The organism is Bradyrhizobium sp. USDA 4369 (assembly GCF_054056435.1).
On sequence record NZ_JBSRYH010000001.1, the window covers coordinates 200260 to 217153 of the forward strand.

The 16894-nt window shown below is 65.9% G+C and carries 13 protein-coding genes and 1 pseudogene; 7 read left to right on the forward strand and 7 right to left on the reverse strand.

Annotation, left to right across the window (positions count from 1 at the left end; genetic code table 11):
* The first annotated feature begins 31 nt into the window (after positions 1-31).
* The 6 genes and pseudogenes from ACVIJ6_RS00945 to ACVIJ6_RS00970 all read left to right on the forward strand — a co-directional run bounded on the left by ACVIJ6_RS00945 (position 32) and on the right by ACVIJ6_RS00970 (position 8356).
* Positions 32-2437, forward strand: coding sequence for a phosphoketolase family protein (locus ACVIJ6_RS00945; RefSeq protein ID WP_456771084.1), 2406 nt, complete (start codon positions 32-34; stop codon positions 2435-2437).
* A 116-nt stretch (positions 2438-2553) separates the two neighbouring features.
* On the forward strand, positions 2554-4479 hold the full coding sequence (locus ACVIJ6_RS00950) for a hypothetical protein (RefSeq protein WP_456771085.1): 1926 nt from the start codon (positions 2554-2556) through the stop codon (positions 4477-4479).
* 8 nt (positions 4480-4487) lie between these two features.
* Complete coding sequence (locus ACVIJ6_RS00955; protein WP_456771086.1) at positions 4488-6092, forward strand: PEP/pyruvate-binding domain-containing protein; 1605 nt, start codon at positions 4488-4490, stop codon at positions 6090-6092.
* A 124-nt stretch (positions 6093-6216) separates the two neighbouring features.
* Positions 6217-6789: a glycosyl transferase gene (locus tag ACVIJ6_RS00960; protein ID WP_456771087.1), complete on the forward strand. Its 573-nt coding sequence runs from the start codon at positions 6217-6219 to the stop codon at positions 6787-6789.
* Positions 6790-6856: 67 nt separating this feature from the next.
* Positions 6857-7787, forward strand: a pseudogene (locus ACVIJ6_RS00965) (bifunctional helix-turn-helix transcriptional regulator/GNAT family N-acetyltransferase).
* Positions 7788-7981: 194 nt separating this feature from the next.
* Positions 7982-8356, forward strand: coding sequence for a hypothetical protein (locus tag ACVIJ6_RS00970; RefSeq protein ID WP_456771088.1), 375 nt, complete (start codon positions 7982-7984; stop codon positions 8354-8356).
* A gap of 43 nt (positions 8357-8399) precedes the next feature.
* On the opposite strand, the gene moaB is transcribed toward ACVIJ6_RS00970, so the two are convergent.
* Together moaB and ypfJ are read right to left on the reverse strand one after the other, a co-directional pair.
* The gene (gene moaB / locus ACVIJ6_RS00975) at positions 8400-8960 is read right to left on the reverse strand and encodes a molybdenum cofactor biosynthesis protein B (RefSeq protein WP_012042534.1); all 561 of its coding nucleotides are present in this window, start codon (positions 8958-8960) and stop codon (positions 8400-8402) included.
* 11 nt (positions 8961-8971) lie between these two features.
* Positions 8972-9892 (reverse strand): KPN_02809 family neutral zinc metallopeptidase, encoded by a 921-nt coding sequence (ypfJ, locus tag ACVIJ6_RS00980; RefSeq protein WP_456771089.1) that lies wholly within the window; start codon positions 9890-9892, stop codon positions 8972-8974.
* Positions 9893-10278: 386 nt separating this feature from the next.
* Here ypfJ and ACVIJ6_RS00985 point away from each other — a divergent pair, with 386 nt between their 5' ends.
* Positions 10279-11412, forward strand: a complete 1134-nt coding sequence (locus tag ACVIJ6_RS00985; protein WP_172239272.1) for a site-specific DNA-methyltransferase — start codon at positions 10279-10281, stop codon at positions 11410-11412.
* 3 nt (positions 11413-11415) lie between these two features.
* Here ACVIJ6_RS00985 and ACVIJ6_RS00990 read toward each other — a convergent pair whose 3' ends face one another.
* The 5 genes from ACVIJ6_RS00990 to ACVIJ6_RS01010 form a co-directional block, all read right to left on the reverse strand.
* On the reverse strand, positions 11416-12444 hold the full coding sequence (locus ACVIJ6_RS00990) for a hypothetical protein (protein ID WP_456771090.1): 1029 nt from the start codon (positions 12442-12444) through the stop codon (positions 11416-11418).
* 365 nt (positions 12445-12809) lie between these two features.
* On the reverse strand, positions 12810-13427 hold the full coding sequence (locus ACVIJ6_RS00995) for a glutathione S-transferase family protein (RefSeq protein WP_456771091.1): 618 nt from the start codon (positions 13425-13427) through the stop codon (positions 12810-12812).
* A gap of 79 nt (positions 13428-13506) precedes the next feature.
* On the reverse strand, positions 13507-13848 hold the full coding sequence (locus ACVIJ6_RS01000; RefSeq protein WP_456771092.1) for a c-type cytochrome: 342 nt from the start codon (positions 13846-13848) through the stop codon (positions 13507-13509).
* A 29-nt stretch (positions 13849-13877) separates the two neighbouring features.
* Entirely contained in the window at positions 13878-15452 is a 1575-nt protein-coding gene (locus ACVIJ6_RS01005) for an outer membrane protein assembly factor BamB family protein (RefSeq protein ID WP_456771093.1), read from the reverse strand.
* Between the two features lie 127 nt (positions 15453-15579).
* Complete coding sequence (locus ACVIJ6_RS01010; protein ID WP_456771094.1) at positions 15580-16572, reverse strand: MBL fold metallo-hydrolase; 993 nt, start codon at positions 16570-16572, stop codon at positions 15580-15582.
* Positions 16573-16894: the final 322 nt, after the last annotated feature.

Here is a 16894-nt window from a genome sequence, read left to right on the forward strand (position 1 = left end):
CAGGCGCGAAACGAATGGCAAGCGAGCTCCCATGCAGACCACCTCTCCCCAGCAGACCCACACGGCCGACGACCTCGACCTGCTCGACCGCTATTGGCGCGCGGCGAATTATCTCTCGGTCGGGCAGATCTACCTGCTGGACAACCCGCTGCTGCGCGAGCCGCTGCAGCCGCAGCACATCAAGCCGCGGCTACTCGGCCATTGGGGCACGACACCGGGCCTCAACTTCATCTACGCGCATCTCAACCGCGCGATCCGGATGCAGGATCTCAACGTCATCTATGTCTGCGGCCCCGGCCATGGCGGCCCGGGCATGGTCGCCAACACCTATCTCGAAGGCTCCTACAGCGAGATCTATCCGGACATCACGCGCGACGCGGACGGCTTGCGAAAACTGTTCCGGCAGTTCTCCTTCCCCGGCGGCATCCCGAGCCATGCGGCGCCGGAGACGCCGGGCTCGATCCATGAAGGCGGCGAACTCGGCTATGCACTGGTCCACGCCTATGGCGCCGCCTTCGACAATCCCGACCTGATCGTCGCCTGCGTGGTCGGCGATGGAGAGGCCGAGACCGGCCCGCTCGCCGCGTCCTGGCATTCGAACAAGTTCCTCAACCCGGCCCATGACGGCGCGGTGCTGCCGATCCTGCATCTCAACGGCTACAAGATCGCCAACCCGACCGTGCTCGGCCGCATGAGCGACGCCGAGATCACATGCCTGTTCGAAGGCTATGGCTACGCGCCGCTGTTCGTCGCGGGTGACGAGCCTCAGGCGATGCACCGGCAGATGGCGGACGCGCTCGATGTCGCGCTCGCCAGCATCCGCTCGATCCAGCAGAATGCGCGGCTGCCGGATGCGGTGATCCACCGCCCGCGCTGGCCGATGATCGTGCTGCGCAGCCCGAAGGGCTGGACCGGGCCGAAAGAGGTCGACGGCCTCAAGGTCGAAGGCTTCTGGCGCGCGCACCAAGTGCCGATCGCCAATCCGCGCGGCAAGCCGGAGCATCTGTCGCTGCTCGAAGCCTGGATGAAGAGCTATCAGCCGGAGACGCTGTTCGACGCGCAGGGCCGGCTGGTGCCGGAGCTGCAGGCGCTGGCGCCGAAAGGCACGCGCCGCATGGGCGCCAATCCGCACGCCAATGGCGGGCTGTTGAAGCGCGAGCTCAAGCTGCCGGACTTCCGCGCTTTCGCCGTCGCGCTGCGCGCCCCCGGTGAGACCATCGCGGAAGCGACGCGCGAGCTCGGAAAATTCCTGCGCGAGGTCATCACGCTGAATGCGGATGCGAGAAACTTCCGCATCATGGGCCCGGACGAGACCGCCTCGAACCGGCTGGATGCGGTGTTCGACGTCACCGCGCGGGTCTGGATGGAAGGCATCGAGCCCTACGACGTCCACCTCGCCCATGACGGACGCGTCATGGAGGTGTTGAGCGAACATCTCTGCCAGGGCTGGCTGGAAGGCTATCTGCTCACCGGCCGCCACGGCCTGTTCTCGTGCTATGAGGCCTTCATCCACATCATCGATTCGATGTTCAACCAGCACGCCAAATGGCTGAAGGTGTCGCGCCATCTGCCGTGGCGCCGGCCGATCGCGTCGCTGAACTATCTCTTGACCTCTCACGTCTGGCGTCAGGACCATAACGGCTTCAGCCATCAGGATCCCGGCTTCGTCGACCTCGTTGCCAACAAGAAGGCCGACATCGTTCGCATCTACTTCCCGCCCGATGCCAACACGCTGCTGTGGATCGCGGACCATTGCCTGCGCACCTATGACCGCATCAACGTGATCGTCGCCGGCAAGCAGCCCTCACCGCAATGGCTGACGATGCAGGAGGCGGCGACGCATTGCGATGCCGGCATCGGCATCTGGTCATGGGCCGGCACCGAGCCGGCCGACGCGGCTCCCGACGTGGTGATGGCCTGCGCCGGAGACATCCCGACCTTGGAGACGCTCGCCGCCGTCGACCTGTTGCGCAAGGCGCTGCCCGAGCTCAAGATCCGCGTCGTCAACGTCGTCGATCTGATGACGCTGCAGCCCGACACCGAGCATCCGCACGGACTGAGCGACCGCGATTTCGACAGCCTGTTCACGACCGACAAGCCTGTCATCTTCGCCTATCATGGCTACCCGCATCTCATCCATCGACTCACTTACAGCCGCACCAATCATGCCGGCATGCATGTGCGCGGCTTCATCGAGGAAGGCACCACGACGACGCCATTCGACATGGTGGTGCTCAACGAGCTCGATCGTTTCCATCTCGCCATCGAAGTCATCGAGCGCGTGCCGGGGCTCAGCGTCTCGGCCGCCCATGTGAAGCAGACATTCCGCGGCGCGCTGATCGAACACGCGCGCTATGTCCGCGAGCACGGCGAGGACATGCCTGCGATCCGCGATTGGGTCTGGCCCAACAGTCTAGGCGGAACGACTCCGGCGTAGGCTGGCGACTGAGTAGCAGCGCTTGCTGATGTGACGGTTTCATGAATGATCTAACGCAATGCCGGCGCTGCGGCGTTGCGACATCATGGCGACATCGAAACCTGATCGATGTCGTCATGAAATCTCAGATCATCAAGGAGCTCGGCCAAGCCGACATCCTGCTGCCGTCGCTGATCGCCGACGGACTCGCCGCCAACGACCGCGTCAAGGTGCGCCTGAGCGCACTGCAAGCCGCCGCGCAACATGCGCATGCGCCGGAGTCGCGGCCCACCGATCTCTCGGCCGAGTGCCGTGCCGCCAACATCGCACCGGCCGAGCTCGCGAGCTTGATCGGCGGTGCACACGCCACCGCGTCCGGACGCTTTGCGGCGCCCGGTCTCGCCCGGCTGGTCCAGGACATCGAAAGCGACACGCGGGCCATGATCCGCGCGGTCAAAGCCGGACGGAGCACCGAGGGCGACGCGGCCGAGCGGCGGCTCGACACGATGCAGCAGGCCGGTCTGCTGACGGCGAGCGACGATATCGCGTTTGACCGCGTGGCGCGGCTGACCGCCGCTCAGGACGAGTCGGACAGCCTGCACCGGCTGGTGATGGATCTGCACAAGGCCCTCAACCGCATCGCGGCCGACTGCGCCGAGGAAACCATCGACGGCGCCCATGTGTACGGCGTCGCGACCGAAGACAGGAGTGCCATTGTCGCCTTCATGCGCGGCCTGAACGCGACGCGCGCCCTCAAATTCGACCATCCCGGCCTTGATACGATGGCGACCCGCTCCGGCGACCGGCTCGTCATTCAGAACGATATCGGCACCACCGACGCCCATGTCATGGTCATCACGGTCGACGGACTTTCTGTCACCATCACCTACACCGACGTGCATCAGGCGCGCGCGAAGTTCTTCATTCGCCTGTTCGATGCGTTCGCGGCGAGCTGGAGCGGCCTCGATCGGCGCACCGGGGCGGGGCTGGCCGACGAGAACGCCTTCGTGCTGGTCACCGGCCAATTTCATGGCGGCGATCTGCAGGCGCGCGATGAGTTCCTCGCAGCCCTCGGCGCCGCGCTGGTGTTTCTGATCGATTGGAACAAGGCGCGCAAATTGCTGCGCACGTGGGTCTCCAAGGAGGACGCTCTCAAGATCCTCGATTGGGCGGCCCGCAACCGGATCGGCCATCGCGCATTCCTCGAACTCGGCGGCAACGAGCTGCTGGGCGGCGCGGTGCGCAACGCGGCGCCCAACCGCATCGGCTTCGGCGAACGCCTGGACCGCGCCCTGGGCCGCACCACCGCGATCGAATTTCTCAAGGCGGCGCTGCGCGACGCCACCGAGGGCTTGCTCGCCGGCCGCTCGGTGCGTCTGGTCCGCGGCCAGATCGAGGCTGATCTGGTGCGGCATCTCGACCGGGCCGACGGCGCGCTGCTCGGCATCGTGCTGCGCCAGCTTGGGCTCGCGCATGACATCGCCGCCGCACTGAGCCGCGATCTCGGGGCGTTTCAGTCCGGGCTGACCGGCGGTCGCGAGCTGCTGGCCGCCCGCGCCGCACGGATCGAGCAGAAGGCCGACCGCATTGCGATCGAGGCCCGCCAGGAAATTGCGCGCCTCAACGCCGAGCCATTGATCGCGCAGCTCGTCGACCGGGTCGAGGAGACCGTCGACGAACTGGAACAGGCGGCTTTCATCGCCTCGCTCGCCCCGGCCGCGATGCCGGCGGACCTGCTGGCCGCACTGGCCGACCTCTGCAAGGTCGCGACCGGCGCGATCGAAGCGGCCGCGAGCGGCCTCGCTGCGGCTGCCGACGTGCCCGAGGGCCGGCGCGTCGATTCCGACGATGCGCTCGCCGCCGTGCTGCGCCTGATGGACGCCGAGCACGCTGCCGACGCACAGGAGCGCAGGATCACCACCCTGGTCTTCACCGGCGCTTTCGATGTCGCCACGTCGCTGGCCGCGCTGGAGCTGGCGCGCGCCGTCGAGCGTGCCACCGACCGCATGGCCAGCTTCGGACATCTGCTGCGCCAATACATCTTGATCGATCTCGCAGGTTAGGAACTGCCATGTCCATCGTCCGCATCTTCGGCAAAGACACCGTCCCCTGCTCGGCCGAAACGGTCGGCGCCAAGGCTGCCAATCTCGCCCGGATGGCCGCGCTCGGACTGCCGGTGCCGCCCGCTTTCGTGCTTCCCGTGGATCTCTGTGCCGACATCATCGCCAATCAGGCCGACGCCGAGCAGCGGCTGCGCGACGGCCTGCGCCGCGGCATTCGCTTTCTCGAACAGGCGACCGGCCGCGTCTTCGGCGACCATCGCCAGCCCTTGCTGGTCTCGGTCCGCTCCGGCGCGGCACGATCGATGCCCGGCATGCTCGACACCGTCCTCAATGTCGGCTGCACGTCAGCCGCCGCGCGCGGCCTGATCCGCAGCACCGGACGGCCGCGCCTCGCCTTCGACTGCCGGCGCCGGCTGATCGAGAGCTTCTCTGAAACCGTCCTCGGCTTTGAGGCCACGAGACTGGCGACGCTGTGCCGCGATCTGGTGACGCAGGAGGGCGTCGCCACCGACCGCGAATTGGACAGCGAAGCCATCGCGCGGCTGGCCGCCGACGAGCAGGCGCTGGTCGAGACCGGCAACGACGGCTGGCTGGAGGATGCCGAAGGCCAACTCCATGCCGCAGCCCGCGCCGTGTATCATTCGTGGGCCAGCGAACGCGCACAGACCTATCGCAAGCTGCAGAATCTCGAGCACCTGCCGGGCACCGCAGTCACGGTGCAGGCGATGGTGTTCGGCAATGGCGGCCTCGCCTCGGGGGCCGGCGTCGCGTTCTCGCGCGATCCCTCGACCGGAGCCAAGCTGCCGATGATCGACCTCGTCCTCGACGCCCAGGGCGAGGATGTCGTGTCCGGACGCCGCACGCCGGACAGCGAGGAGACCATCGCGCGCGCTTTGCCGAACCTGCGGACGGAGCTTGTCGCGGTGCTGCGACGGCTCGAAACGGAATTCGGCGACGTGCAGGATGTCGAGTTCACCGTCGAAGACGGCCGCTTGTGGATTCTGCAGACCCGTGCCGCCAAGCGCACGCCCCGTGCGGCGCTCAAGATCGCCGTCGACTTGGTGCATGAGCGGGTGATCTCGCCGCAGCAGGCGCTGGAGCGTCTGGGCGAGATCGATCTGGAGCAACTCGTCGAGACATCGCTGGTCGCGGCCGGCGAACCCGCCGCGACCGGCATTGCGGCCTCGGGCGGCATCGCGGCGGGGCGCGCGGCCTTCGATTCGGAATCCGCAAAGCGTCTGGCCGACAGCGGCGAGCCGGTCATCCTGATGCGCCCGGACACCTCGACCGCCGATATCGCCGGCTTCGCGGCGGCCGCGGGCATCGTGACCACGGTCGGTGCGCGCACCGCACATGCGGCGCTGGTGGCGCGCCAACTCGGCCGGCCCTGCATCGTCGGATGTCACGCATTGACGATCAGCGGCGACGCTGAGCGTGCCTTGCTCGGCTCGACCTGGATTGCCAGCGGCGACTGGGTCACGATCGACGGCGATCAGGGCCGCGTCTATTGCGACCGCCTGGAGATCGTGACTGCGCGTCCGGACGCCGAGCTCGCCGAGGTCGTGGCCTGGCGCCACGGTGACCTGCAGCCCGGCCGACGGCTGTCGGCCTGACATCCGCTCCGTGCGGTACCTACTGCCGGGGTGCCGCAAAATTCCGCACCGCAACGGGCTGATTTGCATATGACAAAGTGATAACAACTCTGGCAGAGGTGCTGAAAACAACGATGCCAGGCCGATGTTGAGCGTGATCATCCCGACCGAGGGAGCCGAACAGCCGGTGGTCGCGACCCTCTCCGCGCTGGTGCCGGGAGCAGCCGCTGGCGTGGTCAGCGAGGTGCTGCTGGTCGACCGTTCTCCCGACCCCAGCGTCATGGAACGCGTCGCCGACGTCGCCGGCTGCCACTTCATGACGTTCCTGGGCTCGCCCGCCGCCGCACTCGCTGCCGGTGCCGCGCAGGCGCGCGCGCCCTGGCTGATGTTTCTGCCGGCGGGCGCCGTGCTGGATCCCGGCTGGATCGATGAGACCATGCAGTTCGTGCAGAGCGTGGCAGCGGCCGGACGGCCGCGAGCGGGCGTGTTCCGCTATGCCCGCTCCCCCTACGCCAATATGAGCCTGCGCGACCGCCTGCGGGCGGTCGCACGGGTCGTGATCGGCCCGCTGGGCGACCAGGGCCTGCTGATCGCGCGCGAGCATTACCGCCAGGTCGGCGGCTACAGGCCCGAATCCAAGCGCGCCGAAACGTTGCTGTTGCGGCAGCTCGGCCGCGCCTCCCGCACCACGCTACGCAGCCGGATCGTCATGGTCTAGCCCCAAACGATACTTGCCAAAGTCAATTAATTTGTTGACAATGGCAAGTATTGAAAAAGGGTGCGCCATGCCTGCTCTGCCGACCGACCACTCCGTCGCCGCCGTTCGCGCGTTCAACCGCTTCTACACAAGAAAGCTCGGGGCGCTCGACCAGCACCTGCTCGACAGTCCGTTTTCGCTTGCCGAGGCGCGGGTGCTCTATGAGCTCGCCCATCGCGAGACGACCACGGCCAAGGAGATCGGCGTTCTCCTTGGTCTCGACGCCGGCTATCTCAGCCGCATCGTGCAGAGCTTCGACGAGAAAGGCCTGATCAGCCGCACGCCGCTGCCATCGGACCGCCGGCAGCAGCAGCTCAGCCTCACCGCCAAGGGCCGCCAGGCCTTTGCCAGGCTCGACCGCAGCTCGCAGCAGGAAATCGCTGCGATGCTCGCAGACCTGCCGGTGCCCTCGCGCGCGCGGCTCGTCGGCGCAATGGCCACGATCGAAGACCTGCTGGAGCCGCCGTCGCAGACGCGTCCAGCCGTTCTGCTGCGCAGCCATCGCCCCGGCGACATCGGCTGGGTGATCTCGCGGCACGGCGGCGTATATGCGGAGGAATATGGCTGGGACGCCAGTTTCGAGGCGCTGGTCGCCGAGATCGGCGCGCAGTTCATCCGGTGCTACGATGCGGACCGCGAGCACTGCTGGATCGCCGAGCTCGCCGGCGAGCCGGTCGGCTCGATCTTCCTGGTCAAGGGCAGCGACGACATCGCCAAGCTACGGCTGCTGCTGGTCGAAAAGAAGGCCCGCGGGCTGGGCGTCGGCCGGGCGCTGACAGAACAATGCATCCGCTTCGCCCGGGACAGGCACTACAAGGTCATCGAGCTGTGGACGCAGAGCATCCTCACCACCGCGCGTGACATCTACGCGCGGGCCGGCTTCCGCAAGATCGCGGAGCAGCCGCACACCTCGGTTCGGCGTCGAGCTCATCGGCGAGACCTGGACGTTGACACTGTAGCGCCGCGCCGCCGGCGACGAGCTCAACCGCAGGCAATTCAACGCACCGACTGCAACTACACTCATCTCGGGATTGATGAGTTCCAACATCGACGTAGTGTGCCCGGTGTTTTCGAAGGCATGTGAACGGGGGCATCTGAACAATGGGACTCTTGCGTCGATCCATTCCGGCCGCGCTGTTGGTGGTCGCAGCGATTGCCGCCGCTTGATGGCGCCTCGACAGCCGCTCATGCCGCGCCCAAAGGCAGCGCGGCTGTCGCAATCACGCGTTCGACCGATCTGCTGTTTCTGGCCGCGCCGGCGGCGATCGAAATCAAAGGCACGAAGGTGGCGAGCCTCGGCCGCGGCGAGAGCTTCAACGGTCCCATCGCCCCCGGCCCCACGGAGATCAAGGTGTCGACCTGGTCCACACCGGGATCATCGAGTTATCGCTTCACCGCTGTCCCGGGAAAGACCTACAAGATGGTCGTCGTACCGCGAACAAAGAATTACTCAGCCAATGTGGTCGGAGGACTGGTCGGCGCGGCGATCGAAGGCGGTGGCGCGTTCGAATTCGTGCCGAGCCGTTGATTGGCCCTCGCCGCCCGGCCATCTCGTGCTGGCGGGCCCGCCCCTACGCCGTCGCGCCCTGGGCCTTCGGCCTGCGCAGATGCTCGTCCAGCCGCGGCATGATCTCTACGAAATTGCAGGGCCGCGTGCGGTAATCCAATTGCGCGGCGAGGATGCCGTCCCAGCCGTCGCGGCAAGCGCCGGGAGATCCCGGCAGGCAGAAAATATAGGTGGCGCCGGCGACGCCCGCGGTGGCGCGGCTCTGGATGGTCGAGGTGCCGATCTTGGCGTGGCTCAGCAGATGGAAGGCGATCGAGAAGCCGTCCATGCGCTTCTCGAACAGCGGCTCGATCGCTTCCGGCGTGACGTCGCGACCGGTGAAGCCGGTGCCGCCAGTGGTGATGATGACGTCAACGCCGGGATCGGCGATCCACGCCCGCACCACGGTGCGGATCTTCTCGACGTCGTCGGTGACGATCTCGCGCGCGGCCAGCCTGTGACCAGCGGCCGTCAAGCGGTCGCTCAAGGTCGTGCCCGACTTGTCATCGGCGAGCGAACGCGTGTCCGACACCGTCAGCACGGCGATGTTGAGGGGAATGAAGCTCTTGCTCTCGTCGATCGCCATCACGCGACTCCTTACAGCGAATTGGCGCCGAATGTATTGCAGGCCTGCACCGTGCCCTGCTGGTAGCCGACCATGAACCAGCGCTTGCGCTGCGCGGCCGAACCGTGGGTGAACGAATCCGGCACCACGCGCCCGGTCGCCTTCCGCTGCAGCGTGTCGTCGCCGATGGCGGAGGCGGTGGTCAGCGCGGCGTCGATGTCGCCCTCCTCGATGAAGCCCGGGCGCTTCTTCTCCTCGCGATTGACCCAGACGCCGGAGAGGCAATCGGCCTGCAGCTCGACCTTGACCTGCAGCGCGTTCGCTTCGGCCTTGCTGCCGACCTGCTGCTGCATCCGCGTCACGCGCGGCAGGATGCCGAGCAGGTTCTGCACGTGGTGTCCAGCTTCATGCGCGATGATGTAGGCCGCGGTGAACTTGCAGGCATTGCCCGAGCAGCCGCGGAAGCGCGTCTCGACCTCGCGGAAGAAGCTGGTGTCGAGAAAGATCTGCCGGTCCGGCGGGCAGTAAAACGGCCCCATCGCCGACTGCGCCATGCCGCAGCGGCCGCCATTGGTGCTGTTGCGAAACAGCACGATCTTCGGCCCGGTATAGGTCTGGCCGCTGGCCTGGAAGATCTCGCTCCAGCGATCGTCGATCTCACCGAGCACGCCCGAGATCATGTCGCCCATCTCGTCTTTCGGCGCCCCGGTCTTGCCGGGAGAGCGGCGATCGGCCTGATAGCTTGGCGCGCTGCCATGGCTCAGCATCTCGGCTCCTCCGATCAGGATACGCGGATCGATGCCGAAGGCGTAGCCGATCAGGCCGAGCACGATGATCGTGCCGATGCCGAGCCCGCCGCCGCCGATCGGCAGACCCATACCGCCGCCCATCCCGCCACCTTCGTCGCGACGGTCGTCGATGTCGTCGCTGCGACGGAAATCATCGTAACGCATGGCGGCTTTTCCTCACGATTCTTGCGCGGCTCTGCGCGAAATGGCCAACGCGGCAAACAGGTAAAATTTCCACTGTGTTAATCAATAACCCGGCCGGCAAATTTTGCCTAGCGCCGGCAAATAAACCGGCGCAAGCGCCGCACCCGCAGGCACCGCCTTTCGCGCGCAGCATCGCGAAAAACCCTTCGCGATCGTCGCGTTGCGCCGCGTATGCCGCGCGTCGTCGAAGCGCTCTTCATCGCCAATGCACGTGATGAAAACATGCGCTGAGATGCGAAAAATTTTCCCGATTAAGTCCATTTTTACTTTGCCGGGTCAATGTGTGGGCAGTCGGTTGTTAGGTCCCGCGTCGCCGACAGCGTCGCCTGAGTCAGAGTTCTTGAGTCATGGTTGAGTCGCGTCGCGGGGCGTCTGCAAGGGCGCCCCGCACTAAATTTCAGACTCTTGAAGAGCAACGAATCATCGTCGGCGACTGCGTCGCCGAGATGTCGAAACTGCCAGGCGCGTCCGTCGACCTGGTGTTTGCAGATCCGCCCTACAATCTGCAGCTCAAGGGTGAGCTCAAGCGTCCCGACGAATCGCAGGTCGATGCAGTCGATGACGATTGGGACAAGTTCTCCTCCTTCGCCGCCTATGACGACTTCACGCGCGCCTGGCTGCTCGCCGCGCGGCGCCTGATGAAGCCGAGCGCGACGATCTGGGTGATCGGCTCCTATCACAACATTTTCCGCGTCGGCGCGATCATGCAGGATCTCGGCTTCTGGATCCTCAACGACATCGTGTGGCGCAAATCGAACCCGATGCCGAACTTCCGCGGCCGCCGCTTCACCAATGCGCATGAGACCATGATCTGGGCGGCGCGTGACGAGAAGGCGAAGGGCTACACGTTCAACTACGAAGCGCTGAAGGCCTCCAACGAGGACGTACAGGCGCGCTCGGACTGGCTGATCCCGCTGTGCACCGGCGAGGAGCGGCTGAAGGATGCGGACGGCAAGAAAGTCCATCCGACGCAGAAGCCGGAAGGCCTGCTGGCGCGGGTGCTGCTGTCATCCTCGAAGCCCGGCGATCTCGTGATCGATCCGTTCAACGGCACCGGCACGACCGGCGCCGTGGCAAAACGTCTCGGTCGCCGCTACATCGGCTTCGAGCGCGACAAGACCTATGCTGAGGCTGCCGAGCGGCGCATCGCCGCCGTCGAGCCGTTGCCCGAGGCGACGCTGGCGCCGTTCATGACCGCGCGCGAGGCGCCGCGGGTCGCCTTCTCCGAGCTGATCGAGCGCGGCATGATCTCGCCGGGCACGAAACTCGTCGACTCCAAGCGGCGCCACGGCGCGCTGGTGCGCGCCGATGGGGCCATCATGCTCGGCGACAAGGTCGGTTCGATCCACCGCATCGGCGCAGTCGCCCAGGGGCTGCCGGCCTGCAACGGCTGGACGTTCTGGCACGTGGAGACGACGCGCGGCCTGAAGCTGATCGACGAGCTTCGCGCCGAGATTCGCGCCGAGATGTCCGCGGCCTGACGCTCAAGACTTCCGGCGTGCCTGGCCGGAATAGCGCGCCAGGAGATCCTCGACCTCGTACTGATCGTCATAGCGAACGTCGTCGCGTGGCACCATCGAGACCTGCGATACGCGCTTGACCGGCTGTTCGCCGCGCGCCAGTGCCGGATGGAATCGATCCACCGGCGGCAGATGCATCCGATCGAGTTCCGGCTCGGCCGGCCAGCGGGCCACGCGCCGCGCGGCGACCGGCTCGAGGCGCAGCTGCCGCTTGGCACGCGCGCGCGCGAGCAGAACGCTTGTCGAAAAGCCGGCGACGGCGACGGCACCGAGGAACGCGAACAGCCGCGTCCGCGCCGGGTCGTCGAGCCCCGCCACGGTCGACGCCGTCGGCGCAGCCTCGGCCACGGTCTGGGACGACGCCGTGGGCGCGACGGTCTCGGCCGGAGCAGCGTCGCTTGACGCCGCAGCAAGCGTATAGGAATTCGAACGCGGTGCCGGCGCCGGCTGCGCCTGCAATGTGCCTGACGAATCCGGCCAGCGCGATGTGAGCGCCGAATCGCCGGCGACCGAGTCGGCCGGAGCAGCATTCGTCGGCGCGGCGGCTGCGGGCGCCATTGCCGCAGGCGGCGTGACAGCCGGCGCAGCGGCCGCCGCAACCGGCGGGAACATTGCCGAAGACCGGGCGGCAGCGCTCGGCGTCGACGACGTGACCTTGACATCGTCAGCGGCCTGGCTCGGCGACGGCTGGATTTCCGCCCGCGCGTCGGCCGCCGACTGCGACAGCTCTGTACGATCGCGATGCGAGGCCAATTTCCGCGTCACGAGCGAGGCGCCCTGTGAGGCGCGGTCGTCGTCGCGAAGATACCAACACTGCTTCTTCGTTGTGCGATCGATCCGGTAGAACCAATGCTTGCCTGCCGGAGTCTCCTTCGGCTTGGTCAGGCATTCGTCAGCAGCCGATGCCGGTTGAAACTCGATTGTCGTCGCAGCCACTCCCGCCAACACGGCGACAGCAACGCACGGCAACAAACTCGTCGTTCGCTTCGTCATCAGACCTCCGACGATTGAACACGCCCCGATGCGCCGTTTCGACGATGACTTCGTTCGGAATAAGGCTGCCGAGGTTCCATTTGTCGAAACAATGTTAGAACGGCGGTGTCCTTTTGATGCGTTCTAATTTTTTTGGGCTGTTTTGTCGCAGCAACAGCTGGAATATCCCACGTGGCGGCCGCTGTTCTGCAACGTCCCGGTCGGGACAACACGCGGATGTGAGCGGCGTGTCCACCGATTCATATTGTCCGATAGCAGCCTGTGGCGAACATGAACGCCACACTCGGCTCTTTCAACCTGTGTCCGTTGGGAAGGCTGCTTTCCCCGCCAAGGTTGACGTCGAGCAGGACGAAGCTCGGCGGCCGTCAGGCCAGCTCCGCCAGCGCCTTCTGCACGGCCGGCCGCTCCGCCATTCGCTTGAAATGATCGGCGACCTTCGGAAACGCGTTGATGTCGACCCCATCGCCTTCGAGCCACTGCGCGATCGTGAACAGATACGGATCGCAGATCGTGTACTGCTCTCCCATCACCCACGGCCCGCGCAGCATCTTCTGCTCGATCAACGCGAAGCAGGCGCCCATCGTCTCCGGCACCTTCTTCTTCATGTCGGCGAACGACGACTCCTCGTTGGCCCAGCGATGGCCGCGCATCTTGTGGGCGTGGGCGATGTGGACCGTCGAGCAGAGATAGCTGGTGAAGGACTGCACCTCGGCAAAGGCGAAGATGTCGTCGAGCGGCGCGAGCCGCGCCTGCGGGAAGCGCTGCGCGACATAGGCCAGCATCGCCGGCGTCTCGGTCAGGATACCCTGCTCCGTCACCAGCGCCGGCACCCGCCCCTTGGGATTGATCGCGAGGTACTCGGGGCTGTTCTGCTGGTTGGTCTTGAAGCTGAGCTTCTCGATCGCGTAGTCGACGCCGGTCTCGGCGAGCGCGATGTGGGAGGCGAGCGCGCAGGTGCCGGGCGCGACATAGAGCTTGAGCATGGTGATCCCTGACAGATGATGGGCGACCCTAGCCGCGCAGATCCCGGCCGTCCACCCTGGACCATGCATGCGCGCCGCCTCAGTCATGCTGGCTCGCGAGAAAGTCGACCAGCGCCTGCCGGTCTCCGGCATTTTTCACGCCGGGAAACACCATCAGCGTGCCCGGCACCATCTTCTGCGGATCGGCGAGATAGACGTCGAGCGTCTCGCGCGTCCACACCAGGCCGGAGCTCTTATTGGCCGAGGAGTAGTTGAACCCGGCCACGGTGCCGGCCCTGCGGTCGAGCACGCCGAACAGCGACGGTCCGAGCCGGTTGCGGCCGGGCTCGAGCGAATGGCACATCGCGCAGTTCTTCTTGAACTGGGCTTCGCCGAGGTCGGCGCCTGAACGGGCCGGTGCCGCATCAAGGATGATGAGCATGGCGGCGACCGCGACAACTGTCTCCACCCTCAATTCGGCAATCCCAGAATGATCAGCGTCGGATTGCCGAGCTCGCCGAAGGTGATGCGCGAGACGTTGCCGGAGGTCAGTGCGACATATTGCTTGCCCCCGGCCTGGTAGGTGACGACGCCACCGGCGATCATGCCCTGGGTCGCCAGCGTGTAGAGCGGCTTGCCGGTCTGACTGTCGAGCGCAAAGAAATTGCCGCCGGTATCGCCGCCGAACACGACCCCACCCGATGTCGCGGTGATGCCGCTGACGACCGGCTTGGCCGCCTTGTATTTCCACTTCACCTCGCCGCTGACGGCATTCAGGCTGGTCACCCAGCCGGCGGCCTGGTCCGGCGGATCGAGTGTCGGCTCGCCGCCGAAGAAGAACTCGCCGGCGACATATTTGGCGACGCCCTTCTTGAACGTGCCGCACCAATCGACCGCGCCGAAATAGATCGCGCCATTGACCGGGTCGTAGCTGCCGCCGTTCCATTCGACGCCGCCGAGCAGGCCGGGGCAGACATGCACGCCGGCATCCGTCGGCCGCGCCGCGACATTGTCAATCGTGGTAACCGGAACGCGATAGATCGGCTTGCGCGTCGCGCGGTCGATCGCGGTGACAAAACCGTCCTTGCCGCCGAACACGACGATGTCCTGGATATCAGGCGAGCGGAACAGGGTCGGCGCGGCGCCGAGATCGTGGTCGATGCCGTCATTGGCCTTGACCTGATGATACCATTTCAGCGCGCCGGTGCGCCCGTCGAGCACGACCAGCGAGTCGGTGTAGAGATTGTCGCCGGGACGATAGTCCGGGAACATGTCCGGCGCGGGATTGCCGACCGGCACGAACAGCTCGCCGGTGGTGATGTCGAGCGACAGCGTCGACCACGAGCCGCCGCCGCCGGTCAGCGCCGACTTCTTGTTCTGCCAGGTCTCGGCCCCCGGCTGGTCGCCGGTCGGGATGGTGTCGAAACGCCAGACCTCGCGCCCGGTCAGCACGTCGAACGCCATTACGCGGCCGCGCACGCCCCAGTCGGAGCCCGCGGTGGCGGTGAAGACGAGACCGTTCCAACCGATCGGCGCCCCCGACAGAAACTCGCCCAGCAGGGAGTCGCCGACCATGTTGTGCCAGATCAGCGCACCGGTCTGCGCATCGAGCGCGAGCAGGTGGCCATCGGGGGTGCCGCGGATGACGCGGCCGTTGATGACGGCGACGCCGCGATTCACCGGCCAGACATCCTCGCGCGCGGACTCGTAGGTGTGCCGCCATTTTTCCTTGCAGGTGGCGGCGTCCAGCGCGAACGTCAGCCGCGCCGTGGTCACATACATCACGCCGTCGATCACGACCGGGCCGGTCTGGAACGGACCGCCCTCCTGCAGCTGGACCCGGCAGACCTCCTTCAACTCAGCCACGTTTTTGGTGTTGATCTGCTTCAGCCGCTGATAGCGCTGGCCCATGTAGTCGTTGTTGTAGGTGGGCCAATCGACACCTGCCCCGGCCTGCACCAGCGTGGCCTGGGCCAGCAGACCGAGCCCGGCCAGCGCGGCGACGCCAAGCCGACCCGACTTCCGAGACTTCAGACTGACGTGCACGGTTCCCCTCCCTCGTGCCTTCCCTCGTGCCTTGCAGCGTTGCGCGCGACGTCGCAACATAGCTGTTGCGGGCGCCCGCATGACGCGGACTCCATCACTGCTTCAGAGACGACGGACAAAGCTCTGCTCAGATCGGCGCCACATCCATCGTGTGCACCGCCGTCGGGTAGTAGCGGAAGCCATCGCCCAGCTTGCCGATATGCCCGATGCCCGGCCACGGGAAGTGATAGCCGAGAATCCGCGTGCGGTTGGCCGCGAGCATGTCGAGCACACGGACGCGGGTCTTGGCGGCCTGCTTCGGATCGGTGTCATAGGCGAATTCGATCAGCGGCTTCTCGATCAGCAGCACCGGATGGTGTGAGATGTCGCCGATATAGGCGAGCTGGTCCTTGCCGGACTGAATCAGGAAGATCGTATGTCCGACCGTATGGCCCGGCGTGAACATCGCCTGCACGCCCGGCAGGAACTCCTGGCCATCCTTGAAGAACGTGATGCGATCCTTCACGGGGAGAAGATTGCGCACCGCCTGCTCGTAGAACGCCTTGTAATTGGGGCCGACCTTGGCCTCATCGGTCCAGAAGATAAAGTCGGCCTCGGAGATGAACAGCTCGGCATTGGGGAAGCTCGGCTTGCCGTCGGGGCCGATGACGCCGCCGCAATGATCGATATGCGCATGCGTCATCACCAGCGCATCGACGTCCTTGGCCTCGATGCCGGCCTGCTTCAGGGTCAGCAGCATCTTGCCGGTGGTGTCGCCGAACAGTTTCGATACGCCCATGCCGTTGTCGAAGATGATGATCTTGTCGCCGGTGTTGAGCACGAGAATGTTCTGCTCGAGCGTCGCCGCTCCGACCGGCAGGAAGTTGTTCGTCAGCATCGAATCGAGATCACTGGGCGAGATGCCGAGGAACGCCGCATGGGGATCGCCGAGCGGCAGCACGCCGTCGGAGATGATGGTGGCCTCGGCCGCGCCGAGCTTGAAGCGGAAGAAGGTCGGCGCCTGGGTGTTGAGGAATGGCCCCTTGGCGAGCGCACCTGGGCTCGTAATCCCGGACAGCCCGTATAGTCCTGCAGCGGCGCCGAGACCTAGCATCGAACGACGTGAGAGTCCTGTAGGCATTGCCATCTCTCCCTCCCGAAAACTGCTTTTGTTTCTCGCTCGCGTTGGTCCGAGCTGACGAAGGCGAAAAATCTGTTGAAGTTGACGCTGAGGCCTCCCCCTGTGTGAACACGCAGCCCATGGCCAATGGACGACTCCGGTCGCGGAACTCCATCCTCATGGTGAGGAGCGCCGCAGGCGCGTCTCGAACCATGAGGCCAAAATCCTGGCCTCGCCCTTCGTGACGCCCGCCTTCGGCGGGCTCCTGAGGGTGAGGCGCAACAGCAGCGAGCCTCAAGGCGGCACCTTTGATTGCGCGAGACCTCTCAACACAATCTAAGAT

Bases quoted from the DNA above. Each gene is read 5' to 3' on its own strand.
- ACVIJ6_RS00945 (WP_456771084.1), top strand. From the start codon at position 32: ATGCAGACCACCTCTCCCCAGCAGACCCACACGGCCGACGACCTCGAC.
- ACVIJ6_RS00950 (WP_456771085.1), top strand. From the start codon at position 2,554: ATGAAATCTCAGATCATCAAGGAGCTCGGCCAAGCCGACATCCTGCTG.
- ACVIJ6_RS00955 (WP_456771086.1), top strand. From the start codon at position 4,488: ATGTCCATCGTCCGCATCTTCGGCAAAGACACCGTCCCCTGCTCGGCC.
- ACVIJ6_RS00960 (WP_456771087.1), top strand. From the start codon at position 6,217: ATGTTGAGCGTGATCATCCCGACCGAGGGAGCCGAACAGCCGGTGGTC.
- moaB (WP_012042534.1), bottom strand. From the start codon at position 8,960: ATGGCGATCGACGAGAGCAAGAGCTTCATTCCCCTCAACATCGCCGTG.
- ypfJ (WP_456771089.1), bottom strand. From the start codon at position 9,892: ATGCGTTACGATGATTTCCGTCGCAGCGACGACATCGACGACCGTCGC.
- ACVIJ6_RS00985 (WP_172239272.1), top strand. From the start codon at position 10,279: ATGGTTGAGTCGCGTCGCGGGGCGTCTGCAAGGGCGCCCCGCACTAAA.
- ACVIJ6_RS00990 (WP_456771090.1), bottom strand. From the start codon at position 12,444: ATGACGAAGCGAACGACGAGTTTGTTGCCGTGCGTTGCTGTCGCCGTG.
- ACVIJ6_RS00995 (WP_456771091.1), bottom strand. From the start codon at position 13,427: ATGCTCAAGCTCTATGTCGCGCCCGGCACCTGCGCGCTCGCCTCCCAC.
- ACVIJ6_RS01000 (WP_456771092.1), bottom strand. From the start codon at position 13,848: ATGCTCATCATCCTTGATGCGGCACCGGCCCGTTCAGGCGCCGACCTC.
- ACVIJ6_RS01010 (WP_456771094.1), bottom strand. From the start codon at position 16,572: ATGCCTACAGGACTCTCACGTCGTTCGATGCTAGGTCTCGGCGCCGCT.